Source organism: Bradyrhizobium sp. F1.13.3, assembly GCF_040548265.1.
In the GTDB taxonomy this organism is placed as follows: domain Bacteria; phylum Pseudomonadota; class Alphaproteobacteria; order Rhizobiales; family Xanthobacteraceae; genus Bradyrhizobium.
This window is the reverse complement of the sequence record NZ_JBEPRI010000002.1, coordinates 1-25,546: the sequence shown is the minus strand read 5'-3', so window position 1 is coordinate 25,546 and position 25,546 is coordinate 1. Positions and strand designations below refer to the sequence as shown.

At 61.0% G+C, this 25,546-nt stretch carries 25 protein-coding genes and 1 pseudogene; 10 read left to right on the top strand and 16 right to left on the bottom strand.

Annotated elements, in window-relative coordinates; all coding sequences use genetic code 11:
• Positions 1 to 18: 18 nt before the first annotated feature.
• A complete protein-coding gene (locus tag ABIB66_RS04860) occupies positions 19 to 213 on the top strand; it encodes a sulfatase-like hydrolase/transferase (RefSeq protein ID WP_354254262.1) in 195 nt (64 codons plus the stop codon).
• Positions 198 to 467 (top strand): hypothetical protein, encoded by a 270-nt coding sequence (locus ABIB66_RS04855; RefSeq protein WP_354254259.1) that lies wholly within the window; start codon positions 198 to 200, stop codon positions 465 to 467. Before ABIB66_RS04860 ends, ABIB66_RS04855 begins: the two co-directional genes overlap by 16 nt.
• A gap of 466 nt (positions 468 to 933) precedes the next feature.
• Here the strand turns inward: ABIB66_RS04855 and ABIB66_RS04850 are convergent, their stop codons facing one another.
• Positions 934 to 1,440 carry an SgcJ/EcaC family oxidoreductase gene (locus ABIB66_RS04850; RefSeq protein ID WP_354254257.1) on the bottom strand — a complete coding sequence of 169 codons (507 nt, stop codon included), beginning with the start codon at positions 1,438 to 1,440 and terminating at the stop codon, positions 934 to 936.
• Positions 1,441 to 1,572: 132 nt separating this feature from the next.
• On the opposite strand from ABIB66_RS04850, the gene ABIB66_RS04845 reads away from it, so the two are divergent.
• On the top strand, positions 1,573 to 2,505 hold the full coding sequence (locus tag ABIB66_RS04845) for a LysR family transcriptional regulator (protein WP_354254255.1): 933 nt from the start codon (positions 1,573 to 1,575) through the stop codon (positions 2,503 to 2,505).
• A gap of 330 nt (positions 2,506 to 2,835) precedes the next feature.
• Here ABIB66_RS04845 and ABIB66_RS04840 read toward each other — a convergent pair whose 3' ends face one another.
• The 8 genes from ABIB66_RS04840 to ABIB66_RS04805 all read right to left on the bottom strand — a co-directional run bounded on the left by ABIB66_RS04840 (position 2,836) and on the right by ABIB66_RS04805 (position 10,651).
• Entirely contained in the window at positions 2,836 to 5,403 is a 2,568-nt protein-coding gene (locus tag ABIB66_RS04840; RefSeq protein WP_354254253.1) for a DNA-primase RepB domain-containing protein, read from the bottom strand.
• A gap of 25 nt (positions 5,404 to 5,428) precedes the next feature.
• Positions 5,429 to 5,731, bottom strand: a complete 303-nt coding sequence (locus ABIB66_RS04835; protein ID WP_354254251.1) for a hypothetical protein — start codon at positions 5,729 to 5,731, stop codon at positions 5,429 to 5,431.
• Positions 5,728 to 6,369 (bottom strand): DUF3102 domain-containing protein, encoded by a 642-nt coding sequence (locus tag ABIB66_RS04830; protein ID WP_354254249.1) that lies wholly within the window; start codon positions 6,367 to 6,369, stop codon positions 5,728 to 5,730. The genes ABIB66_RS04835 and ABIB66_RS04830 overlap by 4 nt, the downstream gene beginning before the upstream one ends.
• A 16-nt stretch (positions 6,370 to 6,385) precedes the next feature.
• Positions 6,386 to 6,769 carry a helix-turn-helix domain-containing protein gene (locus ABIB66_RS04825; protein WP_354254247.1) on the bottom strand — a complete coding sequence of 128 codons (384 nt, stop codon included), beginning with the start codon at positions 6,767 to 6,769 and terminating at the stop codon, positions 6,386 to 6,388.
• 199 nt (positions 6,770 to 6,968) lie between these two features.
• Positions 6,969 to 7,469: a hypothetical protein gene (locus ABIB66_RS04820; protein ID WP_354129931.1), complete on the bottom strand. Its 501-nt coding sequence runs from the start codon at positions 7,467 to 7,469 to the stop codon at positions 6,969 to 6,971.
• Complete coding sequence (locus ABIB66_RS04815; RefSeq protein ID WP_354254244.1) at positions 7,459 to 8,727, bottom strand: tyrosine-type recombinase/integrase; 1,269 nt, start codon at positions 8,725 to 8,727, stop codon at positions 7,459 to 7,461. The genes ABIB66_RS04820 and ABIB66_RS04815 overlap by 11 nt, the downstream gene beginning before the upstream one ends.
• A gap of 422 nt (positions 8,728 to 9,149) precedes the next feature.
• Entirely contained in the window at positions 9,150 to 9,674 is a 525-nt protein-coding gene (locus ABIB66_RS04810) for a PaaI family thioesterase (protein ID WP_354254242.1), read from the bottom strand.
• Positions 9,675 to 9,679: 5 nt separating this feature from the next.
• Positions 9,680 to 10,651, bottom strand: coding sequence for a quinone oxidoreductase family protein (locus ABIB66_RS04805; protein ID WP_354206396.1), 972 nt, complete (start codon positions 10,649 to 10,651; stop codon positions 9,680 to 9,682).
• 152 nt (positions 10,652 to 10,803) lie between these two features.
• Between ABIB66_RS04805 and ABIB66_RS04800 the strand changes: the two genes are divergently transcribed.
• Positions 10,804 to 11,349: a TetR/AcrR family transcriptional regulator gene (locus ABIB66_RS04800; protein ID WP_354206398.1), complete on the top strand. Its 546-nt coding sequence runs from the start codon at positions 10,804 to 10,806 to the stop codon at positions 11,347 to 11,349.
• A 262-nt stretch (positions 11,350 to 11,611) separates the two neighbouring features.
• Here the strand turns inward: ABIB66_RS04800 and ABIB66_RS04795 are convergent, their stop codons facing one another.
• Entirely contained in the window at positions 11,612 to 11,836 is a 225-nt protein-coding gene (locus tag ABIB66_RS04795; protein WP_275172819.1) for a hypothetical protein, read from the bottom strand.
• Positions 11,837 to 12,064: 228 nt separating this feature from the next.
• Here ABIB66_RS04795 and ABIB66_RS04790 point away from each other — a divergent pair, with 228 nt between their 5' ends.
• Positions 12,065 to 12,550: a hypothetical protein gene (locus tag ABIB66_RS04790; protein ID WP_354206401.1), complete on the top strand. Its 486-nt coding sequence runs from the start codon at positions 12,065 to 12,067 to the stop codon at positions 12,548 to 12,550.
• Between the two features lie 162 nt (positions 12,551 to 12,712).
• Here the strand turns inward: ABIB66_RS04790 and ABIB66_RS04785 are convergent, their stop codons facing one another.
• On the bottom strand, positions 12,713 to 12,922 hold the full coding sequence (locus ABIB66_RS04785; protein WP_354206403.1) for a hypothetical protein: 210 nt from the start codon (positions 12,920 to 12,922) through the stop codon (positions 12,713 to 12,715).
• A gap of 232 nt (positions 12,923 to 13,154) precedes the next feature.
• On the opposite strand from ABIB66_RS04785, the gene ABIB66_RS04780 reads away from it, so the two are divergent.
• From ABIB66_RS04780 to ABIB66_RS04770, 3 genes are all read left to right on the top strand, one after another.
• The gene (locus ABIB66_RS04780) at positions 13,155 to 15,308 is read left to right on the top strand and encodes a GumC family protein (protein WP_354254241.1); all 2,154 of its coding nucleotides are present in this window, start codon (positions 13,155 to 13,157) and stop codon (positions 15,306 to 15,308) included.
• A gap of 98 nt (positions 15,309 to 15,406) precedes the next feature.
• On the top strand, positions 15,407 to 16,471 hold the full coding sequence (locus ABIB66_RS04775) for a glycoside hydrolase family 5 protein (RefSeq protein WP_354206407.1): 1,065 nt from the start codon (positions 15,407 to 15,409) through the stop codon (positions 16,469 to 16,471).
• A gap of 78 nt (positions 16,472 to 16,549) precedes the next feature.
• Positions 16,550 to 18,130: a hypothetical protein gene (locus ABIB66_RS04770; protein WP_354254239.1), complete on the top strand. Its 1,581-nt coding sequence runs from the start codon at positions 16,550 to 16,552 to the stop codon at positions 18,128 to 18,130.
• 8 nt (positions 18,131 to 18,138) lie between these two features.
• Here ABIB66_RS04770 and ABIB66_RS04765 read toward each other — a convergent pair whose 3' ends face one another.
• The 4 genes and pseudogenes from ABIB66_RS04765 to ABIB66_RS04750 all read right to left on the bottom strand — a co-directional run bounded on the left by ABIB66_RS04765 (position 18,139) and on the right by ABIB66_RS04750 (position 21,817).
• Positions 18,139 to 19,215 carry a M48 family metallopeptidase gene (locus tag ABIB66_RS04765; protein WP_354206411.1) on the bottom strand — a complete coding sequence of 359 codons (1,077 nt, stop codon included), beginning with the start codon at positions 19,213 to 19,215 and terminating at the stop codon, positions 18,139 to 18,141.
• 28 nt (positions 19,216 to 19,243) lie between these two features.
• Positions 19,244 to 19,708 carry a DUF2846 domain-containing protein gene (locus ABIB66_RS04760; protein WP_354064140.1) on the bottom strand — a complete coding sequence of 155 codons (465 nt, stop codon included), beginning with the start codon at positions 19,706 to 19,708 and terminating at the stop codon, positions 19,244 to 19,246.
• Positions 19,709 to 19,838: 130 nt separating this feature from the next.
• A pseudogene (locus ABIB66_RS04755) lies at positions 19,839 to 20,857 on the bottom strand (LLM class flavin-dependent oxidoreductase).
• Positions 20,858 to 20,887: 30 nt separating this feature from the next.
• Positions 20,888 to 21,817, bottom strand: a complete 930-nt coding sequence (locus tag ABIB66_RS04750; RefSeq protein WP_354206442.1) for a LysR family transcriptional regulator — start codon at positions 21,815 to 21,817, stop codon at positions 20,888 to 20,890.
• Between the two features lie 107 nt (positions 21,818 to 21,924).
• On the opposite strand from ABIB66_RS04750, the gene styA reads away from it, so the two are divergent.
• Complete coding sequence (gene styA, locus ABIB66_RS04745; RefSeq protein ID WP_354254237.1) at positions 21,925 to 23,175, top strand: styrene monooxygenase subunit StyA; 1,251 nt, start codon at positions 21,925 to 21,927, stop codon at positions 23,173 to 23,175.
• Positions 23,176 to 23,220: 45 nt separating this feature from the next.
• Positions 23,221 to 23,706, top strand: a complete 486-nt coding sequence (gene styB / locus ABIB66_RS04740) for a styrene monooxygenase NADH-dependent flavin reductase subunit StyB (protein WP_354206418.1) — start codon at positions 23,221 to 23,223, stop codon at positions 23,704 to 23,706.
• Between the two features lie 579 nt (positions 23,707 to 24,285).
• Here the strand turns inward: styB and ABIB66_RS04735 are convergent.
• The gene (locus ABIB66_RS04735; RefSeq protein ID WP_354254236.1) at positions 24,286 to 24,984 is read right to left on the bottom strand and encodes an outer membrane protein; all 699 of its coding nucleotides are present in this window, start codon (positions 24,982 to 24,984) and stop codon (positions 24,286 to 24,288) included.
• Positions 24,985 to 25,546 lie beyond the last annotated feature (562 nt).

Here is a 25,546-nt window from a genome sequence, read left to right as displayed (position 1 = left end):
CGGGCCGCACATGAACACGTGGCCGGACGGCGCAATGACCTAGCTCCGCGCCGAGAAAAACACCACTGGGAAGGCGCTTTCCGGGTGCCCTGCCTCGTCCGCTGGCCGGCGGTCATCAAGCCCGGCACCGTGAGCAACGAGATCATGGGTCATAACGACTGGATCCCGACGCTCTGCGCCTCGGCGGGGAGCGCGACGTGGTGGGCAAGCTGAAGACCGGCTACACGGCAAACGGCATCACCTACAAAGTCCATCTCGACGGCTTCGACCAGTCGGCCTTCCTGCGCACCGTCAGCGGTACGGCTGCCAAAAACAACCGCACCAAGAGCGCGCGCGACAGATTTTTCTATGCCGACGACGACGGCCTGCTCGTCGGCATGCGGCTGGGAGACTACGTTTTCTCCGAGCAGCGGAAGGAAGGCACGATGGGCGTTTGGGCGGAGCCCTTTACCACGCTCCTTCTCTAGAACATATTCAACCTGTTCCAGGATCCCTTCGAGCGGGCCGACATCACCTCCAACACCTATAGGGACTGGATGCTGAACCACGTCGGCCCGTGTATGGAATGAACGCAGAAGTCTTGGCCTTCATCGCGACATTCAAGGATTCCCACCGCGTTCCTTCCCGCCGAGCTTCAATCCCGCGAACATCATGGAAAGCACCATCGTTCCATGAAGCAGAAGAAGGCCATAGTCGAAGGAGTCGATCTCGACTGAATGCGAGGTAATCTGAACAAGATGATCGATCAGCAGTTCCAGCAGCGGGGCGTTTGATAGCGTTGTGTCGTCTTGTTAGTTTACACGTCCGTTAGTGCCTGAAGACGTGTCATGTCGGCTTCAGGTGCAAACCCGACAGCAGCATCGCGTCTAGCGCTGCTTTTGACCCCCGACCGGACATGCCGACGGAGGTCTCAGAGGGTGCGTGACGGAGCTCTCATCTAGGAAGTGGCGAGAACGGGGCGACCAGCGTGTTGTGGAAGGCCGCAATCTGCCATACCCCCGCATCTTTCACGAAGACGCGCAAGCTTAGCTCCTGATGTGAAGGCAATGCATGGCCGTCTGGTGCAACCAAGCCGCTCAGCTCATTGGTTACATTTGCGAGCGCAACATCGGGTCGTATGAATCTGAGCGTCACATCCATCGTTCGCTGCGTCGCGTTCTTCGCCCTGCTCGTCAGTATGGCCGACAACCCTTTCTCAATTCCCGCCTGACCATTCATCATGTCACCCCGGACGCTGACAAATCGGGCATCCAGCGCGTACATACGTGCAGCAGCTTTTCCGTCGTGATTGTTGAAACCTTCGGTCATTTCCACAATGACTTTGCGAATGGCGACTTCATCCTCGTTGCTGCCGGCTTGCTGTGCATCTGACATGGATGCTGTCCCAAACACAGCCAGACCGAGGGCTATAATGGCGGCAAGAGCATTGATTTGATTCATTTCTCTCCTCCTTCGTTGGCCAAATCCCGGTACAGTCCAGCCTGGCTGATGCAGAGGTGCGTGTAGCATGAGATGTCAGCTGACAGCAGCCGCAAGACTGCGTGTCGGTTTGGCAAAAATGCGGGTAGTACGATGTTCGATTGGAACGACCTGCGTTATTTTCTGGCTATCGCGCGCGGCGGCAGCATCGGGAATGCTGCAAAAGCCCTAGGCGTGAATCAATCGACCGTTCAACGCCGTTTACGGGCTCTTGAAACAGCTCTCGACTGCTCACTTGCTGAACGACAAGCCGGTGGATACCAACTGACGGCGCATGGCCAAAAGCTGCTGGCCCACGCGGAGCAGGTTGAAACGACCGTTAGTACTCTGCAACGGCAATCGACAACTCTCGACAATCGCACGACTGGATTGGTGAAGCTGACGAGCCACGTGACGGTCGGGCAGCGCATCATAAAATCCGGCTTCCTTGATCGCTTTCATTCGGGGCATCCAGGCATCACGGTTGAGTTAATCATGGAGCAGCGGGCGCTCGATCTTTCCAGGGGTCAGGCAGACATCGCAATCCGCGGCGGAACCCTCGATGATGATCTTGCGCTGGTCGGACGAAAAATTACAGAGGTCCCCTGGGGAATTTACGCCAGCCGTGCATTTGTCGAACGCCACGGCCGACCGTCCACCCCGGCCGACCTCGTCGGCTTCAGCATTGTCGAGCTGGTTGATGAGATTGAGGCATTACCAGCCGCACGGTGGATGAAGACACATGCGCCGTCGGCGCGGATCGCAGCGCGCTGCAGCAATATTCCCAGCGTACACCTAGCAATCAAGTCTGGCGCCGGTATTGCTCCTTTGCCGGCAGTGTATGCGGCCGCAGACGACGAACTTGTCTGCGTGCTTGGTCCGTTGCCAGAACTGGACTATCCAATGTTCCTGCTTACACACCGCGATCTTCGCAAGATACCGCGCATAAATGGCGTGTTTGAGTTTTGCCTCAGCGAGCTGAAGAGCGTTCTGATGCGCGGTGAAATGAAAAAAAGTGAGACTTCGACCTCCGTTGTGGGCCCTTAGCCGAAGAGCCACCAAAGCCAGAGCCACGCCCGCTGCGGAGCAGTAGCGGCCGTTGTCCGGACCATGCATACCCTAAACCTTTCCAAATTAATTTTCTGCTGCGAGCGATCCGCGCGCCCGCACTGACCGCATTGCGAAACTTCCCGGAAGGACCCGTGACGAGCGCGGGGGATGCGGGCAATTGCGGGTAGTATTTTGGCTAACGCCAGCAACCATCGTTCAAAGTCATTCTTTCAATATCAGCTCTCGAAGAGCTCACCTGATTGAATAGCTTTCGACTACAAGGGCTCCAAACCTACCCGCAACTACCCGCAGTCCCCGCAGAAGGGCTTAAGCTTCCAAAATTCTATACTCTGCGGATTTAGCATGCTTGTCCTGCCGCACCTGCAGCGTCAATCCTCCAATGATCTTGGAGTTATGGGACTTTAGGTAGCGTCCGAGTGAGATCGGATTAGGTTTCGGCACGGCAGCGTAAAGAATATCCCGCAGATCGCCGTCCACCGCCTCTGGGTTGTCAGCCTCTTTGAGGAGCTCCGCTGCCGTGAACCAGTCTCCCAACATCGCATCGTAGACAGCGGCGAAAAACGCGGCCAACTGCGCTTTGATTGGGTCGTCTGCCACCACGTGCTTGCGCGTGATACAGGGGTCCGGCTCTCCTAGCCACACTAAGGCACCCCGCACCAGGTTGCTCCACGCTTCGAAGCTCCCAAAGGGCTGTAGGTTGCTCAAGCCCGGACGACCTGCACAGACGAACGCGCGCAGGACGGTCAGACCCGCAGCGACCAATTCAGGTCGGTGAGCAGGTACCCATGAACGCAGATCCTTGTCGAATGCGCGCCCCTCTGGGTTCTCCAGTCCGGCATCCATGCGACAGAGCAGCGCGCGGCGGGTCATGTCGCCGCCGAAGACAAGATTGTTGCCCGTTACCGTGAACAAGGCGTTGGTGTTGACCGACACGTTGCGCGACTCCCCCAAGATGCGGGATTGCCAAGTCTGTTCCGTAAGGACTGTACAGAGCGCATCGCCAGAAATCGGGCGTGTCACGTTGTCGATCATAATCACGCCGTCCCCTTGCTTAAGAACGGAAAATAAGCGCTTTTCGTCTTCCTCTTCGCTTGCGCCCTGTGACATGGCGGTTACCTGGCGACCCAGCACAATTGTCGATGCGGACTGGATCGCGAGCGTCTTTCCCGTGCCGGGAGTCGGAGCGCTCACGCCGTGAACAGGGGCTGTAGGTAAGGTTCGACGAACAAGGCCGGTAAGCACCATAGACAACAAAACGGCACGGCTAGCGCTCGAACCGTTCGGACCGTCCTTGATGCACGGGAAGTCTTTGAATGGTTCTTGGAGCATCTTTAAAGCAGAAAGTGCCGCCCCGCGCGACGGCTCCTCTCCAATTGTTGGGAACGTGATCCCTCCCGTATCGAGCAGAAGGCCAGACTTGGGATCATAGCCGGACGTCACCAAAAGCGTGCCATCGGCGCGGAGCGTCGGGGCAGAAATGATGCCGTTAAGAGTGGGGAACTGCCAAAGATCGGGCGCAGCCAAGCAGAGCTTGGCCAAGCTCTCCGGAGCGGCAAAGGGCGTCACTCCCCCGCGCGACATCTTCACGAACCGCGTGTGCTCGATCATGAATAGCTGCATCCGGGGCGACCTGACGTCCTCCACGGTCAAAGCACCGGGCGGTCGTCGGACTTCATCCCCGTCGGCCTGGTTGGTACGGACCGGATAGACCACGCGACCGCCCGTTTGATAGATGGGTGCGCCGCCATCCAACATGCGCCGCTGAACGTAGGCGACCATCTCGTTGGCTAGGATCATATCCCACATCATCGGTTCGTCAGCAGCGCGCCCTCCTTCGGCCACCTCTTCGTCGTCGATCGGCGGAAACTCGGAATCCGCATCCAGTTTGCGCAACGTCGGCTCGCGAACGCCATGGTCGCGGCAGATCTTCTTGAGCGTTCCTGTGCCCCGAATGGAATGCTTATCGAGCCGGAATGAAGCCCAGCGAGTTAAATTGGTATCCCGACTGTAGCTATGGTCTGTGTCCTGGTCGCTCCAGTCCATGCACGCATCCCGGACATCGGCATTAGCGCCCGATGCGGCATGCATCGCCATCATCAAGCTAAGCCAGGAATCGTTGTCCGCGAACTTTGAGACGTCGAGCTGCCCCAGAATGTCGGCAGCCAGTTCCGCGGTTAGGGTGCCGATACGCGTCGGCCGCGATGCCAATCGCGGCGTTTCGAACTCAGGGAGGAAGTCGAAGTCGGAAAGCGGGTGGGGCGGGTCAAACGTATTCTCGACGATGACCCGCACTTGGAATGGCTTGTCTTTTTGATGGAAGAAGCCTGGCACACGGAAAACGTGCGTTGCGTCGTGAACCGAACGGTCGCCCTGATAGTAAACCGCCAAGCAATGGGCGATCTTCTCCACGCGCGCAACGTCGGTTGTCCGCTCAATGACAAAGAAGCACTGATAGCGGCCCGAGCTTGTTTCCTGGATCCAGTGCGGTTGAACTTCCCAGCTTTCCGGCAATGGTGCGCCATCTAGATCTAAAGGGATGACGTGCGCAGCGACCAAGTTCTCCTTTTTGCGCCCCCGGCCGTCGAACTCGTTCAACGCGACGAAAATGCCATGGCCTGACATGTTCATGCGCTGAAAGAGCGGGGCGAGTGCCTGCAGCGAACCCGGGTAGTTCCGCCGCTTCGTCTTCATCTCCTCCGCAGACAAGCGCGACAATCGCTCCATTGCTTCGGGTGATTCGGGGAGCGCGCGGAATTGCATCGTAGCATCTGCATCACCGCGCATGAGTTCGACAAAACGTGCGGCGGCAGCGACGTCAAATCGGGAATCATTCGCGTCGAGTGTGTAACTGCTGGCTTTCGCTTGTTGGGTCATAATTTTTCTCCAAATGTGTGAAATCTTAGCAATGAAGGTCGTGATGGTCGGGGAAGTAATGTCCCCTCCACTCAAGAGGGCCTGGCCGTGTGCCGATTTGTTCCAAGAGCTTCGCTGTCGGCCTGAAGACGAGATTGTCGTTCAGGTCGCGGTCGCTTACCGCGTAGCCGAGCTCCTCCAGGGCAACGAGGCAGCGATTGGCGAAGTCTCTCTTTTCTGCGGTGTCTGCCTTGTCGCGAAAGGGGTGCTGCAGCAATATGTCAACTGAAGCCCACACGGTGGTCTCGACGAAGACTTTCGTCTTCCGCCCGATCTGATCACGGTTCATTTGTGATGCTCCAATGCCAGGAGTGCGGGTCCGCGAGCGCCATGAGCCAACGCTTGGCGCAAATAGTCGCAAAGCGTTGGCCAATGGCAGTTGACCAGGGCAGACGAGAGGTCTTCCCCAAGCTTGGTGTGCAACGCGAGCGCAAGTTCGCTTGCTTCTTCGTGGTTCTGGGGTGGAACGCTTGGACGCGACTCGTCGCGCTGAGCCTGTTGAGCTTTGATGAGTTCAACAATCTCAGGCTCGGTCGGCACGTTACCGTTGCTGAGCATGCGAACCACGGCATTAACGACGCCTTCGGACGTCTTCGGCGCAGCAAGCCGATACAGAGCCGCTGGCGTCAGAAGCGAAACGATTTCGTATTTTGCTGCAAGCGCGGCTGCCAGCATATAGTTTTGCGCCGTTCGGGCCGTAAACCCGCATTGTTCAGCCGCCCATTTCGCGAATCCGCCGTGCTTGATGCGTTCCTTGCCGCGCGCTAAGGCGACGCCAATGGCAATAACCGCGGCGGTCGTTGAGCGTGATCGATCGCGGATCTCTTCTGCGAGCTCCTGTAGAAGGTCCTCGGTGGGCAAATCGCGCTCAACCTTCTGTTCGGGGAAGAGCACGACGATGTTTTGGCTTTCACTTGAAACGGACATAATTATCGCTTTCTGCTTAACGAGGGGCCTGTTGACGCGTGGGAAGCTGGGATAGCCAGCGGATGACGTCGGATCGCCGATAGCGGATCCATTTACCGTCGCCCGACCAAGGCGGGCCTTGTCCTCTGGAGCGCATCGCACACAGATGCTCTGGCGCAACTCCAAGAAGCTCCGCGCACGCTTTGCTGTTAATGAAGGGCCGGCTCTCTAAAGCGCCGGCTTTAGCGAGGGTCGCTTCGACAATGCGTTCGATTAGCAATTCAAGATGGGGAAGAGGGTAGTTCGGCGGCGGCGACGTTGGCGTACGGCTGATATCCGACATGGCGTTTCCATCGGTCTGTGCCGATCGAGAAGCGCGGTCGAAAATCGCGAGATGACGGGAAATGTCAAAAGCGACCATGCGACAACGCCTCCCAATCGCGATTGGGTTGCATTGCCGGGTCGCTTGATGGCCTGTGCCTCGATTAAGAGGCAATCGCTACCGGTTTGTCTGACCACCTAGCCATTTTCATGGTGGTCGGTGGCGAGAGATATGCAGTCGCCACATCATTGGTTTACGCACAATTGCCATGTGGTTCAATCTTTCAACGCCCAGATAGTTAATGGGCCTTGTGAAAGATCAAACAACGTATCCTGAGTCCAAATTTGGGAACAGCCTCGGCAGCGAATAGGGCGCGTTCGACTTCGAGACGAAGCGACGTAGCCTTACCGTCCCACGCTACTTGTCTGTGTTTCATCCAAGCACGCGCAAGAAGCTTTCCTTGTTTCGATGGAACGCCATCTACTTCCCAGCATACGTATAGATCATGTCCATCATCTACCGGATCCCTTAGCGGGCCGTAGTCGAATTCTCCGACAGCATTGTCATAGCGGTCGTGGACATCACGAACAGTTAGCTGTGGTGTGCCGGACGCCACCAGCTTTGCTGCGATGTTTAGAAAACTCTTCGTATCCTCTTCGGGATAGGGACCATACAACCAGCCGTAGTTGGGAAATGTGATGATTCCTTCTAAGTCGCGGACACCAAGTCGCTGCAATAACTCAGTCGCCCGCTGCGTAATCGGGCTATGGTGCGAATTATCCAAGATTTCAGGGGGCATCGGAGGGCGCGGCCTTTTGCATAATCAATTGCGAGATGCTCTCTTGAGCCTCCCGCAGAGATTCAAATAGTGCGGGCACATTGGCGTATGCATCAGTGACGTCGTCATCAATGGCGTGGTTCATCAAGATTTTGAGCCGGAGCCGGTCGACTCCCGCCGCGCCAGCAAGAGTTCGAAACGAGTGCCGCAACGCATGCCCAGTGTGCGACAGCTTCTGCCGGCCTTCTTCCTTGACTTCTGCAACGTGGCCGCCGAGCGCCGGAAAAATCCACTCCTTGCTCTCCTCCGGAAAATACGTGCGTCCCGCTTGTCGGGCCCGCTCCAGGCATTCAATCATCGCATTGGAGAGCGGCAGCTCAAATGCGCGCTCGTCGCCTCCTTTTGGCGAGGGCAGTTTAAGAGAGGGCCGCGCAAAGTCGAGGTTCGACCAGCGCGCCGTGACGACGTCGGTGCGACGCAAGCCCGATAGCAATGTGAAGAGGTGGAGTTCGCGGCGGATCGGGTTAGCCAGCGCCTGGAGCTGAGCCCACCAAGCTGGTAGCTCGGACACGCCCATGCCCGTGCTTCGCGCCTTCTCTTTGTGGAAGAGTTTGCCGGAGCGGAACGGGTTGCGCTCGGGAAGGCCGGGCGTTTCGAGCTCGTCCTTGGCAAAATTCCAGACGGCACGGGCAAAGCGCATAGTGCCGTTGGCGGCATATTTCCCGCTGGAATATTTTTGGCCGACGCGGGCTTTTCGTGCCCGTTCGGTGATGGCGGCGTGTTCTTGGACAACGTCTTCGCGTTTGATGCTGCTCAAGGGTCGCTCGTGCCAATCCTTGAGGTGGCGGTCGAACTTGTCCTGGTAGTCGGCAATCGTACGGATGCTTTTGCCTTCTTTGGTAATCGCGGCCTTGTAGGCCTCCCAAGCAGACTTGAATGTCAGGGCTGGTGCGGCTTCCGGGACGGCGGCGACGACGAGACGGGGGATGGCCTCGCCCCGGGCGCGCAGCGCCTGGATCTCGAGGGCCTTGGCCCTTGCCTCATCTGCGGTGGCGTGGGGATGTTCACCCAGCCACTGGACCATCGTGGTGCCGCGCTTGCCGCCGACCCGGGGCGTCTCGTATTGGAGCCGGTAGGTCTTGGTGGTTTTGCCGACCCAGACGTGAAAGCCTGGGATACGGGCATCACGAACGATCTGAGGCTTGGCCTCGGCATAGGGCAGGCCTTTGACGGCCTTGTCGGTGAGCAAGATGCGGCGGGTAGACGTAGCGGACGACATGGTACCTCCTGCACGGTATTTGCACGTATGCAGAAGCCCAGTACCGCGCGTCGCAATCTGGAGGTGTAGCGTCGGTTTGACTAAGGAAAGTTAATTTCCGTCGTCAAATCCTAGGCTTAGCCTTCCCCGGCACGTTCTTGCTTAACGACCCTTAACCAGGATTTGCCGCCTGGCTAAAACTACGAATCTGAGGGTCGGACGTTCGAATCGTTCCGGGCGCGCCATTTACGCCAAAGCACGATATGGACGGCCTGCGGCTACCGTTCGACGCAAGCGCATCTTGATCTCCGCCATTTTTCCCACAGCTCGCGCGCTGTTTGACCAGCTATATAGCTCTGATTTGGTCTGGTTGGCGCTGTGATGAAGTAGCAGTCACTAGCTCGCAGCAACCGACCTTTCACGGCGGCAGCGATCATGCGACGTCACGGTTCTCTATCCGGTACCACCTCGAAGATCAGGCAGGTCGTGCTCGCCTGGGCGAAAAGCCTGCCACTCGCATCCGACAAGCTCGCTTCCGCCATCGCTGTCTGCCGGCCCAGATGGATGACGCGCCCGACCGCCTTCATTGGTCCGGAGTCGCGATTGACGCCCCGGAGGTAATTCACCTTGATCTCCAGCGTCGTGTACGCCCGTCCGAAGGGAAGCTTGGTGTGGACGGCGCAGCCCATTACCGAGTCGAGAACCGTGGCGATTATGCCGCCATGGACTGAGCCGATCGGATTGTATTGCGACTCTTGCGGCTTCAGAACCATTTCAACGCTGCCATCCCCAACTCGGTCGATGCTGAAATCGACCAGACGGCAGATCGGCGGGAGCGGAACGTCGCCTCGAAGCATAGCTTCGAGGAAATCTCGCCCGCTCATCGTCTGACCTGCTGCGGCCAAGGCTCGCGGATCGTCCCAGCGAATTGTGCGTTCGCGCGGGAGCTGTGCGGATAGCGTTGGCATGTCCATCATCCAGCCAGGACGACTTTGCCAAACGGTCGATCCTCGATCAGATGGCGCAGGGCTTCGCCCGCTTCACCGAGGAGATAGACCCGCTCGACGACAGGTTTGACTGATCCGCCCACGATCAACGGAATGATGTCCCGCCATGCCGCGGCAACGTCGAGCGGTGACTGGGCGAACAAAGAGAAACCGCTCATACGCGCGCCTTTCCAGATCAGGTCTGTCACATCGATCGTGGTCTTGCGTCCGGCGGAATAGCCCAGCGTAATCAGGACACCGCCGAGTGTGAGGGTGCTCAGCGCCTCACTGGTCACGGTGCCGCCGATGCCATCGATAACGATGTCGACGCCCTTGCCGTCCGTTATCCGGCGTACGCCGTCGGCAAGATCTTCCGCGGAAAGGTCAATCACGTCTTCGAAACCAAGCTCGCGTGCTCTGGCAGCTTTCGCAGCGCTGCCGGCCGTTGAAATCACCTTGCCGGCGCCCTGTGCCCGCGCGAGCTGATAGGTCGCGTTGCCCACCGACCCACCGATTGCCGGAGCCAGCACCGATTTGCCCGGTTTGAACCCTGCGAGCGTCAGCGTGATCTGCGCCGTCAGATAGGCCACCGGGAGGCTGGCCGCGACGAAATTGTCGATCGCGTCGGGCACGAGCGCTGCATCTTTGGGGCTCACCAGCAGCCATTCTTGCCATGCGCCGTTTTCGCGAACGCCATAGGGACCGGCGAACATCACGCGACTTCCCACCGCCAAACCGGAGTCGCCGGCATCCTCGATCACGCCGACGCCTTCATTGCCGAGCACCAACGGCGCCTTCGCCCGGGGCAGCCCACCCGACAGAATTGTGTGATCAAGCGGCGTGACGCCGGCGGCCGTGACGCGAACCAGCAACCTGTCCTTTGCCGGTTTCGGTTTGAGCAATTCGATCTGCCGCAGCCCGCCATAGCCGGAGAACGTTTCCGCCTGCATCGCACGCATCGATATTTCTCCATTAAAGTTACAGACCTGTTAGTAACTTGAATATTACGGACAGGTCTGTAACATTGTCAAACGATAAGTCGCCAAGGCGAGAGCAAGCGGATATGGAGACAGTAACCCGACCCCGGCGGGGCGCCCCGCCAAAGGGCGAAGTGAGCGCCCGCGAGCGTATCCTTGCGACGGCAAGCGAACTGTTTTACCGCGAAGGCATCCGCGCCATCGGCGTAGACACGGTCGTCGAGCGATCCGGTGTCTCGAAGACGAGTCTCTATCGCCTTTTTGAATCGAAGGACGCTTTGATTGCTGCCTTCGCCGCCGAACAGGATCGGTTGTTCTGGGCGTGGTGGGATCGTATTGAAGACCAGCACGCGGGTGATCCACGCGCTATTCTCGAGGCTTTGCTATCCGGTATCGCAAAGCAGATCACGCACCCCGCCTATCGCGGTTGTCCCTTCCTCAACCTAGCGACGGAATTTCCTGACGACAACCATCCGGGCCGGGTCATCGCCCGGCGCAACAAGGAGGAAATGCGGACGAGGCTTGCGGCCGTGCTTGGCAAACTTGGCGTCGGTGATCCCAACCGCACCGCGTCACAAATAGCGCTGATCATTAACGGCGCATACGTCACGGGCCTCATCGCACAACCGGCTGATCTGAGGGGCGACCTCAGCGATGCCGTCATGAAGTTGTTGGTCTAATGATTCCATCGCTTGAGCGCGCTAAATCACAGGCGATCACACGTCTTCGGGTTCTGACGTGATTTTGAATACAGCATCATAGCGCCACGGCGAAGCAATAGTGCCCATCTTCATCGGGCGCGGCGCGCCATTTCGGAATACGCGATCAGCGCCGATTTCCCCACCCGACCCGTTCGGTTTCATCCCCAGCGGCGTACGCGATGTCGCGATTATAACTCGCTGCACTGCTTCCAGGATTCCGCGTGCCGTAACAAAGCCCGCTTTAGCGCCGCCCAACTTCCTGCGCTGCCGGGTCCGAACCGAGCCCCTTGCTCGTCAGCAAACGGCTGAACTGATCGGCGGAAAAAAGCTGCCCGTCCGGAGCCGTGATCGAAACCACAAAACCATTCACCGCGTGCTTGCGGGCCACGATCACCGCAACGATCGCGCTGTCACGGAAATCCACGGTGCGGCAGTCGTCTTTAATAGCTTCGATGATAAATGACATTTGGCCCATGACCACAATTGGCACGCGCCAATTGCGCGCCTGACAATTCAACGCCGTATCGGTGAAAATGATATTGCCGACAAGCCAGCTATTGACCCGATGGAACAGCGACCATACCCATATTGGGGGAAACAGCAGACCGGTCCTGCCTCACGCGCGGTGCGCCACTGATACATAGAACCGGCTTGTGGGCGTCGAACCGGAAATCCGTAGAAGCGGGCACTGGCCATGGTTGGTACGACTGAAGGCGAGGAAATCGCGTCGGATTTGATCCGAACCGTCTCTCGCCACTCGCTGGCCTACATGCTGTGCGCAGCCAGCGAAATGTTCCGCCACTACGATTTCGATCCGCTGGACTTGATGATCATTCATGCGGTCTTGAACGCCAACGTTCTCAAGATCATGAAGAACCCCGAACTGGACCGGCAATTTGGCAGCATCCAGGCGGTCGAGCCGGACAAGATCAAGCAGGGCGTTTCCCGTGCCGCCCTGTCCCGCTTTTTCGGTCTGCCGATCGAAACCGTGCGGCGGCGCGCCGATCGCTTGAAGAAGCAAGGCATTTTCCGCGAGACCGACCAGGGACTGATCGTCACCGAAGCCAACCAGTTCAAGTTCGGCAATAATCACGAGCTGCAGAGAACCAACATGCTCCTGGTGCGGAAATTCCTCCGTGACCTGACGGAAGCGGGCGTCGAGCTTCCCGGCGGGATTTGAGGGCCGGATTATCCAGCGTTTGTTTGCCCGCGGCATCATGGCTCGAAGGCGAGACAATCCGGTTGGATCTACTTCGCGCATCGCTGCCCTGTGAGGTTCGGCACGCAACATCACCTGTAATCTGCTTCACACGCAAACGCGCCCAATGACACTCGATGGGAATCAGGCGCGCCTCCACGCGGCCTGTTCGGAGCTGGCGATGATGGCTGCACTGGCAAAGGCGATATCCCGGGAACGAGAACCGAAGTTGATGTTGAAGCTCTGAAAGTCCTCGTGATCTTCTCGGGCGCGTGCTTGCTGCTCTCTCTGGTTGCCGCAATGATCTACGGACAGGCTGCCAGCGCCGCTTTGTTTTGAGATCCGGCGCGGCATAATCCGGCGCCTGGTCGTCGAAGCGCACAAGAAAACTCATTCGTAAGCGTGTGCATTCGGTGTCGCCCGGTGCCCGGACGCGCGGGACCGCTCTACGCGCAGGGCCGTGCGTCGTCTCTTAACGAACCGTTTACCGAGCTTCGCGGCCGCCGTAACCGCGGGTTAACCATGGATATTTACGGTGTAGCAAGTCTCTAGGCTGTGCCTGTCAGTTGATTTCGAGTCCAATTCCATGGCGTTCGGTAGAAGCGCATCTCCGCGAAGCATCGCCCCGACGGAGCCCGCGGCTTCGTGGGAAGCGCCGCGGGCTGCGGCGGCGACGCCCGACAACACCGCACCCGCGCTGATCAAGGGATCGCTGACCCTCACCGGCGCGTTCTCTTTCCTGCACGAGAACGGCCGGCGCATCCTGATGCTGGCGCTGGCACTTTTCGCGCTCGGCCTCGTCGTGCTGATGGTGCTGCCGGTCCGGTATGCCGCGACGGCGCTCGTCGTGGTCGATCCCCGCGAGCTGCGCGTCACCACGGATCAGGACGTGCTGCCTGGCATCGGCCAGGACGCCGCTGCGCTTCAGAGCCAGATCGAGATCGCCAAGTCGGACGGCTTTCTCCGGCCCTTGATCGAGAAGCTCAAGATCGCCGACGACGAAGATATCGCAGGCGGTCATACCGACATGACCCGCCTGCTCGAAAAACTCCGCAGCCGTCTTGATATCTCGCGTCGCGGCCTGACCTACGTCATCGCCATCTCGTTCACCTCGAACAGTGCGGAGCGGGCGGCATATTATGCCAATGCCATCGCAGAGGCGTTCGTCGCGACCCAGAGCCGCGTCCGCAGCGATGCGACGGACGAGGCGGCCGACTGGCTCAAGGACCGGCTGAAGGCGCTGAACGAGCGCCTGCGCGTCTCGGAAGACGCCGTCGCAGCCTTCCGGCTCGAGCACAAGATCCTCAATGCCGGCAAGGATTCCACCACCCAGCAATTGCGGGTGACTGACCTGAACCAGCAGGTCTCCGCCGCTCGCGCGCGCACCGAGGAAGCCAAGGCGCGTTACGAGCAGGTGCAGCGCGATCTCAAGGCCAATGTCGAAGGTCCGGTGAAGCAGGATCTCCTGAGCATGCTGCGCGCGCAGCGCTCGACCCTGAACGACCAGATCGCACAGAAGAAGGCGGTCTACGGCGACCGCCATCCTGATCTTGCGATTTCCTACAGCCAGTTGGCTGACATCAACAGGCAGATCGAGGTCGAGCGCAAGAAGAACATCGACACCGCGAAGTCCGAATACGAGGCCCAGCTCGAGCAGCAGGCTGCGCTGGAGAAGCAGCTCAAGGCGGTCGAGACGCAGATGCTGGTGGACGGTCAGGCGCTCGTGAAGCTGCAGGAACTGCAGCGCGATGCCGATGCCAACAAGAACATCTACGAGCAGTTCTTGTCGCGGTTCAAGACGACCAACGAGCAGCGTCAGCTTCAGAGCTCGCAGACCAAGATCGCCTCGCCCGCGATCCCGCCGCTGCGCTCCACGCGTCCGCCGCTCGCGCTGCTGCTCGCCGCGCTCGCGATCGGCTCGCTGCTGACGTCAACCGCTGCGGTTGCGGCAATGACGAGCATGTCCGACAAGTCCGATCCTGCCGAGGCTCCGGCTCGAACGCCGGCGCATGCGGAGGCGAGGGAGATGCTCAAGCGGCAAGTCCAGCGTCCGGCTCCGGCCGTGCAGCAACCCGAGGCGATGCCGAACCTTCCGGTCTGGTCCCGCATTCCCGAACTGATGTCGGGAGCTGCGCCCAACACTGTCTGGCAACGACCGATTGCCGCCACAGCCGAGCTCGATCTCGGCACTTACTTGCGTCCGCTGCTCGAGCGTATCGATCGTGCCCCGGTGCGTGGCTGCAAGGTCGCACTCGTGCTGTCGGTCGGCAAGAGCGCGGGCGGCAACACCGTTGCGCGCTCCCTCAACCGCGCGGCGGTCAATCGCGGGATGATGAGCGTGCTGATAAGGCTGCAGCCGGAATTCGCGGGCGCCCAGCCGCCGGTGACCGAATGGCAGGACGGCTCCACCACTGCGGGGCTCCAGTCGATCGACGAGCTGCTGAGCGCCGGCAGGAAGGCCAATGCGCGGCCACAGGACGACATTCGCTCGGAGTTCGACCTGATCATCGTCCATGCGAACAATCTTGCCTTGCAGCCAGATGCGATCGCGCTCGCCGCGCACGCGGACCTGATCATCCCGGTGGTGCGCGCCGGCGAGCTCGGTTCGGCGGCGATGCGACGGGTGACCGCCGCGCTATCGAAGTACGACACCATCGCGACCGGCCTCGTCGTCAATCACGCGCCCGCGGGCTCTGCCGCGCCTCACCCCGGCGGCGGCCCGCTTAGCAGGGCGATTTGACGATGGCGACGTGCCGTCGTCTGCTCCTCTCCACGATCTTGCTGTCCACGATCTTGATGCCAATGTCGCTCGCATCAGTGGCATCGGCCGAAACTTGCGTGCCTGTCCCGCAGACCGTCGCGCCGGACAGGCTCGCCGCGCTGTCGCGCGGGTTCAATGCCGACGGCTGGATCAATGGCGAAAAATCCGCGCCTCCAACTCGCGAGTTGCTGCAGCAACTTCGCAAGGCAGGGATGAGTCATGTCCGCTTGCCGGTACCGGCCGAGCGCGTGATGCTGCGCTTCACCTCGAACGCGGAACGCGATGAGACGCTCCGGGCGCTCGACAAGGCATTGAAGCAGCTCATCTCGCTCGGCTATTCAATCTCCGTCGATCTTCATCCCGGCGATCGTTTCAATCGCCTGCACAAGGACGACGCCGACGCGTCGCTGCGCGAGCTGGAGGATGCATGGGGCACGCTCGCGCGGGTCATTCAATCGTTTCCGGCCGACCGCGTCTTTGCCGAGCTGCTCAATGAGCCCGACATCGAAGCCGATAGATGGCAAAAGCAGGTCGAAACGCTCGCTGCCTTCGTTCGACAATTGCTTCCCGCGACCACGCTGATCGTCGGCCCGGTCGATTGGCAACGCGCCGACTCGCTGCCGCGGTTTCGCCCGTTGCCGGATCCAAACGTCGTCTACGCCATCCATTTCTACGATCCCATGGTGTTCACACACCAGGGCCATTGGGACGTGCAGGATCCGCTGCACGACATCACGGATCTGCCTTATCCGATCAGCGCCGGCGATCCCGGGGTTCGGGCGCTCCGCCGGGACTTGCAGGACAGAGGCGCGACGAAGGCGCTCGGCATGCTCGACACGGCGATTGCCGTCGCCAGGGACAAGCCGGATGTCAGCCGCTGGCTCGAGCCCGCGATCGCGTGGCAGCAGCAATTTTCGCGCCCGATCATCATCAACGAATTTGGCGTGTTGAAAGCCGCGGCACCCCGGGACAGCCGCGCGCGCTGGCTCGCGGCCGTGACCGCATATGCGCGGGCGCATTGCTGGGGCTGGACGCATTGGGAGCTGGCGCAGGGATTCGGCCTGCTCGAAAACGGCACAGGCAAGCCCGATCCCGACGTCATGCGCGCGCTGCTCGGCGCGACCAGGCCCGGCCGGCGCTGAACCCGGTCCGCCATCGTTAACGAATCCTTACGCTTCCTGCCGCTATCGTGGCCGCCGCGCTGCGCCAAAGGACGAGTCATGAGTGGCGGGACCTCACCGCATCTTCAAGCCGTGCAGGCGGGCTGTCCCGAGCCAACGCGTTCGCCTTCACGTTCGCCTTGGCGCGAGCTGATCCCGACGCTCTGCATCGCCATCGCAACCATCGGCTTTGTGCCGGTCCTGCACGTGGCGAGCCCGGTCCTGTCTCTGACCGTCGAAGTTCTCGTCGCCATCGCCATCGTGGTTGCGGTTCCAACCTACGCGCCGGCCATCGCTATCTTCGTCCTGTTTTTCCAGAACCTTTTCGTCTCGATCCTGTCGCCGCTGATTTCGGCGCCGTCCGACCTGGACTTCATCAAAGGCTACAATTTTCTCGTCTGCTCCGTGATGTGGCTGACGACGTTTGGGCTGTACGTCGCCGGCCAAAGGAACAGGTCGACGGACGTCAATCAAATCATGCGCTGGGGCGTCGTGACCCTCGCCGTGGTGTCGTTGTATTTTGCGATCGGCTTCGTGCAGGATGGCCAGGCGGCAACGGTCTATCTGCGCAACATCGTGCTGCCGCTGTTCCTGTTCCAGCTCTCGCTGCTGACGGCCGCGACCTATGAGGTTCGCGCCACGCCATTCCTGGTGACGCTTGGAGCCATTCTGATCCTGTGCGGATACGTCGAGTTTGCGTTTCGGGATTTCTGGCTGGCCATAACCAACGGCTACACGTTCTGGGGTTTCGACGAGCTCAAGGCGGCCCGTTCCGGCGTTTGGGAAGCCGAGATGCGCGCTACCGGCAACGTACCGGTCGATCTGAAGGATCGCTTCAGCTTCGACTTTCTCAATACGCCCCTGCTCGAAGGGTTCGGCCTGTCGAAGATCCTCCGCATCCATGGACCGAATATGCACCCGATCAGCTTCGCGTACGGGATCGCTTTTTTCGGGCTTTTCCTTTTTTCGGTAGGACGGCCGGTTCTGGCCCTTGTGGCGTTGCCGCTGCTGATCGTTTGCAGCGTCAAGGGAGCGCTCATCGTGGTGGCTTTCGTGGCTGCGGCCTGGATATCGACCCGTCTGCTCGGCGCCGTGGTGACGCTATGGCTCGGCTTCGTGGCGTTGATCGTGTTTGCAATTGCCGCGATCCGCGTTGGCTTGCAGATCGGCGACTATCACGTTCTTGGCCTCATGGGCGGCTTGAACGGATTTCTCGAAAAGCCGTTTGGCCGCGGCCTGGGAGTTGGCGGAAATCTGTCGGACGACTATTTCTCGATCGACTGGAGCGCCGCGCAGGCCGCCGGAACGACCAACGGCGCCGTCGAGAGTGCGATCGGCGTCCTGCTGTACCAGATGGGCATCGCGGCCCTCGTTCCGCTGGCGTTTCATTTCGCGGTGGCGCTGAAGGCCTGGCGTCTTTATGCGTTCTCCGGATATTTGACGCAGGGGCTCGCAGGCTTCGGCGTCATGGTCGTGCTGCTGAATGGATTGTTTCAGGAAGAGGCCTTGTTCGCGCCGCTGGCGCTTGGGCTCATGCTCTCGCTCACCGGGCTGGTCATCGGCAGCCACATCAGGGCGCAGACGGTCTCGGCTCCGGATGCCGACCCGGAGCAGCTGGCACACTACCAGCCCGCGACGTAGCCCGTAGCTCACCAGCCGACGGTCACCCAAGCCCGCGCCTTTTTCCGCCATTCGTCGTCGAAGCGGGCCGCGATGTCCTTTGCCGCGCCCTGCGAGAGAAGCTGCTCGATAGCGGATGTCTCGATGTCGCCAATATCGGGAACGCCGGTGTATCCGAGATTGGCAAGCCGCTTGGCAAAGGGCGGGTGCGTCGCGTCCGGATCGTGCTCGCGCGTCAGGCCGGCGACGGCAGCCGCGGTCATCGGCTCAGGCGCCCTGATGTCCCCGAGCTGGTTCGAGACGCGCTCGAAGGGCGGGCGGGGTGCATGGATGGCGCCCAGCACCTCTTTCTCCAAAGGGGCGTAGATGAGATCGGTGAGACGCGTTCCGCACGCCTCCATCAGGACCAGCGCCCGCGCCATCTCGGCGCGGCCAACTTGTTCGGCGGCCCCGAGATCGGCGTAAAGCTCGTTCTCTCGCGACAGGGTGCGATATTCCCTGTCGAGCCATTCGAGCATGGAGCGGAGCAGGGCTCGGGCAATGCGTCCCGTGATGGTGTGGTCCGGATCGGCGTAGAACAGCACGTTCTCGGAGGCCGCGATGAAATCCGAAAGGTTGATGCTTCCCGAAGTATGGCGAAGCCGGGCATGGGCCACTTCATGGGCGATGACCGCGCGAACTGCACGCTCATCCAGGATGATCAGCAGTGGCAGGCCGACGATCATCGTGATCTGCCGCCCGAACAGCCCGGCGTATCGGCTGACCTCGCTGATCGATGCGTTGAAATTGGTGTCGATCCGCAAGCTGCGGTTGGATCGGACGAAGCCATGGTCGAGCTCCTTCCACGCCGCCCAGAGGCCTGGGGCGGTCTCCTCGCTCGCCTCGAAACTCCGATGCTTTGGCGTGGGCAGGAGCAGCAGGCCAATGGCGACCGCCACCGCGGCCGTGAATATGGAGAACACGATTGGTGCGGTCGCCAGCGTCGCGACCGTGTAACGATCCATTGCCATCAGCCAGACAGCCAGCATCACGCAGGCCAGTGCCACGACCGGAAGAACGGCGTAGCGGCCAAGACGCAGGATGATCGTCAGGGCAAGGCGTCTCATCAGCGCTTCGAGAGCGGAACGATTCGAATCACGCCTTGCCGCACGACCCGTTGCTCTGATGCAGGCTGGCGACGTCCGCGCGACCCTGGTCCTCCGTGACCTGGATCAGCGTGATCGCGCCTGGTGTCACGATCCCCATCTGCGGCTGGGCGGAGAGATAGGTCGTGCTGCCGGCGCGCAGATCGAGGCTCACCTTCTCGCTGCCCTGTCCGAACAGGTTGGTGCTCAGCGGCAGATTGTTGACGGCGACCTCGTGGCGGCCCGGAGGCAGCTCGCACGCCACGAATCCTGCGGCCTGGCTGCCGCCAATCACGCGCCCGTCGACCACATAGTTGGGCTGAACCGCAAATCCCAGCGCCGACGTCCGATAGACCACAAGCCGTGCAGTATTTGACTTGACGTTGTCAGTGAGAGCCGCACTGCCCATCGGCCCCGATGCGCAGCCCGCAAGACACGCGGCCACGACCAGAGCCCCCAGATAACCACCCCGCATTTTCGCCCCTGATGAATTCCAAATCCCCGGCAGCATCATTGTCAGGGTAGTGACTGAAGTCAACCGCGACTTCAGGTCGTGCGACTGCGGCTCCCGTCGGGGTCACACGGACCTGGCTTTGCCCTTCCCGTCACCGCCACCCGAGCGCCGGCGCCACGTGCGTGAGGATCGCCTCGATGGCGTGCGCGCAATAGTCGACGCCCAGCTGGTTCGGGATCGTGAGCAGCAACGTATCCGCCTCCGCGATCGCCTCGTCCTGCCGGAGCTGCTCGATCAGCACATCCGGCTCTGCCGCATAGGAGCGGCCGAAGATCGCGCGGGTGCGCGGGTCGATGAAGCCGATCTGGTCTTCGCCGCCGCGCTCGGAGCCGAAATAGGCGCGGTCGCGATCGTCGATCAGCGCGAAGATGCTGCGGCTGACGGACACGCGGGGCGGGGGTGGCCGGCCTCTTTCCAGGCTGCGCGATAGCTACGGATCTGCGCGGCCTGCTGCACATGGAAGGCTTCGCCGGTCTCGTCGTTCTTCAGCGTCGAGCTCTGCAGATTCATGCCGTGCTTGGCGGCCCAGACCGCCGTCGCGTTCGAGCCGGCACCCCACCAGATTCGTTCGCGCAGGCCTTCCGCATGGGGCTCGAGCCGCAACAGCCCCGGCGGATTTGGGAACATCGGCTGCGGGTTGGGTTTTGCAAAACCTTCGCCGCGCAAGATGTCGAGAAAAACCTCGGCATGACGCCGGCCCATGTCGGCGTCGCTCTCGCCATCGGCGGGCTGGTAGCCGAAATAGCGCCAGCCATCGATCACCTGCTCGGGCGAGCCGCGGCTGATGCCGAGCTGAAGGCGCCCACCGGCAATGAGATCGGCAGAGCCTGCGTCCTCCGCCATGTAGAGCGGGTTCTCGTAGCGCATGTCGATCACGGCCGTGCCGATCTCGATCTTGCTGGTCCTGGCGCCGACGGCGGCAAGCAGCGGAAAGGGCGAGGCGAGCTGCCGCGCGAAATGGTGCACACGGAAATAGGCGCCGTCGGCGCCGAGTTCTTCCGCCGCAACCGCAAGCTCGATCGATTGCAGCAGCGTGTCCGCGGCCGAGCGGGTCTGCGATTGCGGCGAGGGCGTCCAGTGCCCGAAGGAGAGAAATCCGATCTTTTTCATGGGCGTCATCTAATGATGGCCGGGATGGCGTCAACCGCCGGCGCTGGCGGTACGGGTATGCGACGAGGCCGGCGCGAAGTGCTCGGCGCGTTCGACCAGGAGGTTCAGGAAGCTTCGCGCGCGCAGCGACATCCACTGCGTCTCCGGATAGACCGCATGCAGGGGCAGTGCGGCGATGGCGTAGTCCGGAAGCAGATGCTCGAGCTCGCCGCTGCGGAGGCCGTCCGCCGCGTTCCACTCGGGCAGGATGGCGATGCCGAGATGATGCATCGTTGCCTCCTGCATCGCGTCGGCATCGTCGACGTGGATGGGGCCGTTGATGGATGCGACGTGACGGCCATGCTCGGATTCGAAGACCCATTGCTGCGCCGGCGTCATGCGCGAATAGACGATGCACTGGTGTGAGCCGAGATCATCCGGCGTCCGCGGCATCGGACGGCCATGCAGATAGGTGGGTGTCGCGACCAGATAGCGCTGCACGGTGCCGAGCCGGCGGGCCACCAGCGTGCTCGCCTCCAGATTTCCAATCCTCAACGCGAGCTCAATGCCTTCTTCCACCAGATTGACGAAGCGCTCGCTGAAGCGGATGTCGACCCGAACCTCCGGATAATTCCGGACATACTCGGCGATGACCGGCATCATGTAGCGTCGCCCGAACGAAGATGGCACGCCAATCCGGAGCGTGCCGGCGGGGCGTGGCGCTGCCTGTTCGACACTCGATCGCGCCATGTCGAAGCTGTCGAGAATCTGCCGCGCGAGATCGTAGATCCGGTGCGCGTCAGCCGTCGGTTTCAGCGTGCGCGTCGTGCGCAAAAACAGCTGCGTGCCGAATTCGCCTTCCAGCATCGCGATGCGCTTGCTGATGGCGGGCTGACCGATGCCGAGCTCCTTGGCCGCAGCCGAGAAGCTGCCGCCCTCGAGGGTGCGAACGAACGCGCGTAGGCAATCGATCCGGTCCATCATTCATTCCGATCCGGAATAAATTATATCCCATTTATTCCGTAGTGTGCAACACAGCGGGCGGCTAGGCTTCCTCGAAACGAATAATCACAGGGGAGGACACGACGGTGGCACGCAACATCGGCATCATCGGCGCCGGAATCGCCGGGCTGCATCTCGCGCTCTACCTGCAGAAGCATGGCGTGGACGCCACTGTCATCACCGACCGGCCGCCTGATGATTATCGCAATATCCGGTTGCTCAACACCGTCGCGCATCACCACGTGACGATCGCGCGCGAGGACTATCTCGGCGTCAATCACTGGACCGATCCGAAGGATCATTATTACTACCACGATCACGTCTTCAATTTTCCGCAGCCGCTGAGCTTTCGCGGTGACTTCTCGAAGCCGAGCCGCGCCGTCGACTATCGGATCTATCTTCCCGCGTTGATGAAGGACTTCGTCAGCCGCGGCGGCAGGATCGAATACCGCCGCATCGAAGAGCGCGACATCCGTCCGCTGGTCGCCCGCTTCGACCTGCTGGTCGTCTCGACCGGCAAGGGGCCGCTGGGCCAGCTCTTCACCTACCGTCCGGAGCACACGCCCTATTCGCAGCCGCAACGGCGACTGTGCGTCGGGCTCTACACCGGCGTGCGGCAGCCCGATCCCATGAATGTCACGCTCTCGGTGTCACCCGGGCACGGCGAGATGATCGTGATCCCGACCGTCACCTTCGGCGGTGTTGCCAACGCGCTGCTGATGGAAAACGTGCCGGGCGGCGACATGGAAGAGCTGGCGACGCTCAGCTACGACGACAACCCGAAGCACTTTTTGAAGGTGCTGCTGGGCAAGCTGGAGAAGCATCACCCGACGACCTACGATCGGATCGACACGGCGCGCTTCGATCTGGCGCAGCCGCAGGATCTGCTGCAAGGCGGTGTGGTGCCGACGGTGCGCCACACGGTGGTCGAGTTCGACGACGGCAAATGCGCGATCGCGCTCGGCGACGTCCATGCCATTGTCGATCCCATGATGGGCCAGGGCGCCAATATCGCCTCCTATGCCGCCTTCGTGCTCGGCGAGGAGATCGTCCATTCCGACGCGCTCGACGCGCGTCTTTGCGAGAAGATCGATCTGAGGCGGCAGGATCGCGTGCTGGCGGCGTCGCGCTGGACCAACGTGATGCTGCAGCCGCCGACGGACGCGCTCGGTATGCTGATCGGCGCGATGAGCCAGAATCCCGCGCCGGCAAACGAGTTCACCGAGAATTTCAACTTCCCGGACCGTCAATGGGACCGCATCTCGACACCGCAGCGCATCCAGGCCTGGATCGAACGCATGTCGGCGCCGCCTGAGCCCGTCAGAGCCAGTGCGTGACGATCGATAGTGCAACGCTCCTCCACCTCGCGAGCGGAGACTGAGATGCAACGCGCCAATCCGGCGTCGTTCCGCGAAGCCGCGTCGCGCTTTGCGACCGGCGTCGCAGTACTGACTGCGCTGGACGAGCACGGCCGTGTCTGCGGCATGACTGCAAACAGCTTTGTCACTGTCAGCCTGTCGCCGCCGACCGTGCTGGTCTCCATCATGCTCGGCCGGATGCACCGGGCGATCTCCGCGACCGGACGCTATTGCGTCAACGTCCTGCCCGACCATGGCCGCGACCTGTCGCGGCATTTCGCGAGCCAGCCGCACACCGGCGCCAGTCCGGATTACGACATCGTGGACGGCCTGCCACGCCTTCGGGGATGCATCGCCTGGTTCGGCTGCGAGGTGACCCGGCACGTCGATGTCGGCGACCACACGCTGATCATCGCCGAAGTCTCGACCTGCGACCATCGCGACACCACGCCGCTGGTGTTCTTTTCCAGCCGGTATCATCGCGGGGCGGGGGTGCCGGTGGAGAGGTGAGGGGGAGGGCCTTGGTCGCTCTCAGGGAATGCTGTGACCACGGATGTCCGCAACACGCCAGTCTGCATAATGTATGCGATAGGATAAGCAACGGGGCGAGCGGCGGTAAGCCAGGGAATTTGCGCGCCTGACCCGCTCGGGAAGTGCGGCTCGCATCGGGCGCTTCAGGTTGCTCCACCATGCATCAGACATGCAAGTGTGTTCGATGGGCTCGAAGGCGCATTGGACGGCAAGTGATGCCATCTGCTCTCTGGCTCGGGCGGCAAAGGAGCGGACGAACTGCTCCGCTGCGGAGTTGGCTCGCAGCCAAGTGAATGCCAGGACTGCCGCGCCGTCAGCGCAAGCAAGTGCATCCGCGTACCCGTTGGGGCCCGGCTTCTCTTTCAATTCATATGTCCGCTTCTGGTCCACAGCTTGCCGCGCGCAGCCGGTCGCGGACCGCTGTTGCCCGGTAGCTGACCTCGAGTAGTTGCTGGAGAGCTTGGCAAAACCGCAAGGCGCCAACTCGCGCCAGCCATTCCGGCTTAGGAGAAAGGGCCAGCCCGTATGGCTGGCCCTTTGAGTATATTACGTAAGCCGTCAGTAACGAGAAGCCGAGGCGGCACCCCAATTGAACCGGTAGTTCAGGCCGGCCTTGATGGTGTGCTCGTCATTGCGGAAGCCGACGGCGGTAACAACACCACCGGCGCTGGTGAAGAGAGCGTTCCGCGTGCCAAAGTCGTAGTACTGATATTCGACCTTGCCTGACCAGTTCTGGGCGAACATGTATTCGAGACCACCGCCCACGGTGTAGCCGTCGCGACCACCGCCGCTGTTGGTGAATGTGCCGCCGCCGAAGCCGTTCGTAAGGCGGGAGTCGGCCCAGGCATAGCCGCCTTTGACGTACAGCAGCGCCGGACCCCAGGTGTAGCCGAGGCGACCGGTGACCGAACCGAGCCCACGGTTGACGAAGGCATTGTCATTGGTGTCGAGGAAGCTGTAGTTCGCCTCGATGCCCAGCACCCAGTTCGGTGAGAACTGATGGTCGTAACCGACCTGCACGCCGCCCATGAACACACCATCGTTGCTGTTGGTGCCGGTGAAGCCGGGGGCCAGAATGTTGTTGCTGCCGCCGAATGCGCCGCCGACGTGACCGCCGATGTAAAAGCCGGTCCAGTTGTAAATCGGCGAGGCCTCCATCGGTGGGGCTTTGGTGTAAGGACGCGCGGCCATATCAGCTGCCGATGCTGTACCCGCTAAGGCGGCGAAAGCGACAGTAGCGAGAAGGAACTTTTTCATTTCGAGTCTCTCAGGTTTAAGAACGTGTGCCAAACGCTACCCCACCTCACCGGATTTGCTGTAGCGCGCCAGACACACGTGTCCGATCTGCGTGAGGAACGTTCTGGTCATTTGTTAATTGGGGAACCGTGTAGACCCGCAACCGGGCCTCTGAGCCACGAGTCGGCGGTTCCGCTATCGCGAAGTACTGATCATTGTGCATTCCAAAGCTCCGGCACGATCCGGGCTTTTTGTGCCGTTCATACTGGAAGCTCATCAATCGGGGACGTCGCATCTTGGCCCGAGCCGACCTGCCGCGCGCAGCCGGTGCAGGACCGCTTGTGACCCGAAGCAGACGAACTTGGGAAGGTGCACGACCCCCGAACTGCCGAGCCGAGCCGAATACTGAGCGCAGCGCAACGGCGCTCGCGGTGACCTCTTAGCCGGTATTTTTGACCGCTTCAGCCAGTATCTCGTAAAGCTGCTGTTTGCTGAATTGCTTAGGCTGCTGCCTCTCCGCTGCGTTCCGCGACACCTTCTTTGCGACTGGAAGGGCGCAAGCTGCCGACGACGTCGCCCTCAG

What these genes read in the sequence shown, in the direction of transcription:
- ABIB66_RS04785 (WP_354206403.1), bottom strand. Translation starts at nt 12,922, where the DNA reads ATGCCGCGCCGGATCTCAAAACAAAGCGGCGCTGGCAGCCTGTCCGTA.
- ABIB66_RS04835 (WP_354254251.1), bottom strand. Translation starts at nt 5,731, where the DNA reads ATGAACCGTGATCAGATCGGGCGGAAGACGAAAGTCTTCGTCGAGACC.
- ABIB66_RS04815 (WP_354254244.1), bottom strand. Translation starts at nt 8,727, where the DNA reads ATGTCGTCCGCTACGTCTACCCGCCGCATCTTGCTCACCGACAAGGCC.
- ABIB66_RS04830 (WP_354254249.1), bottom strand. Translation starts at nt 6,369, where the DNA reads ATGTCCGTTTCAAGTGAAAGCCAAAACATCGTCGTGCTCTTCCCCGAA.
- ABIB66_RS04850 (WP_354254257.1), bottom strand. Translation starts at nt 1,440, where the DNA reads ATGAATCAAATCAATGCTCTTGCCGCCATTATAGCCCTCGGTCTGGCT.
- ABIB66_RS04760 (WP_354064140.1), bottom strand. Translation starts at nt 19,708, where the DNA reads ATGCGGGGTGGTTATCTGGGGGCTCTGGTCGTGGCCGCGTGTCTTGCG.
- ABIB66_RS04790 (WP_354206401.1), top strand. Translation starts at nt 12,065, where the DNA reads ATGGTTGGTACGACTGAAGGCGAGGAAATCGCGTCGGATTTGATCCGA.
- ABIB66_RS04805 (WP_354206396.1), bottom strand. Translation starts at nt 10,651, where the DNA reads ATGCGTGCGATGCAGGCGGAAACGTTCTCCGGCTATGGCGGGCTGCGG.
- ABIB66_RS04810 (WP_354254242.1), bottom strand. Translation starts at nt 9,674, where the DNA reads ATGCCAACGCTATCCGCACAGCTCCCGCGCGAACGCACAATTCGCTGG.
- ABIB66_RS04765 (WP_354206411.1), bottom strand. Translation starts at nt 19,215, where the DNA reads ATGAGACGCCTTGCCCTGACGATCATCCTGCGTCTTGGCCGCTACGCC.
- ABIB66_RS04845 (WP_354254255.1), top strand. Translation starts at nt 1,573, where the DNA reads ATGTTCGATTGGAACGACCTGCGTTATTTTCTGGCTATCGCGCGCGGC.
- ABIB66_RS04770 (WP_354254239.1), top strand. Translation starts at nt 16,550, where the DNA reads ATGAGTGGCGGGACCTCACCGCATCTTCAAGCCGTGCAGGCGGGCTGT.
- ABIB66_RS04825 (WP_354254247.1), bottom strand. Translation starts at nt 6,769, where the DNA reads ATGGTCGCTTTTGACATTTCCCGTCATCTCGCGATTTTCGACCGCGCT.
- ABIB66_RS04780 (WP_354254241.1), top strand. Translation starts at nt 13,155, where the DNA reads ATGGCGTTCGGTAGAAGCGCATCTCCGCGAAGCATCGCCCCGACGGAG.
- ABIB66_RS04840 (WP_354254253.1), bottom strand. Translation starts at nt 5,403, where the DNA reads ATGACCCAACAAGCGAAAGCCAGCAGTTACACACTCGACGCGAATGAT.
- ABIB66_RS04820 (WP_354129931.1), bottom strand. Translation starts at nt 7,469, where the DNA reads ATGCCCCCTGAAATCTTGGATAATTCGCACCATAGCCCGATTACGCAG.
- styB (WP_354206418.1), top strand. Translation starts at nt 23,221, where the DNA reads ATGCAACGCGCCAATCCGGCGTCGTTCCGCGAAGCCGCGTCGCGCTTT.
- ABIB66_RS04750 (WP_354206442.1), bottom strand. Translation starts at nt 21,817, where the DNA reads ATGGACCGGATCGATTGCCTACGCGCGTTCGTTCGCACCCTCGAGGGC.
- ABIB66_RS04795 (WP_275172819.1), bottom strand. Translation starts at nt 11,836, where the DNA reads ATGTCATTTATCATCGAAGCTATTAAAGACGACTGCCGCACCGTGGAT.
- ABIB66_RS04735 (WP_354254236.1), bottom strand. Translation starts at nt 24,984, where the DNA reads ATGAAAAAGTTCCTTCTCGCTACTGTCGCTTTCGCCGCCTTAGCGGGT.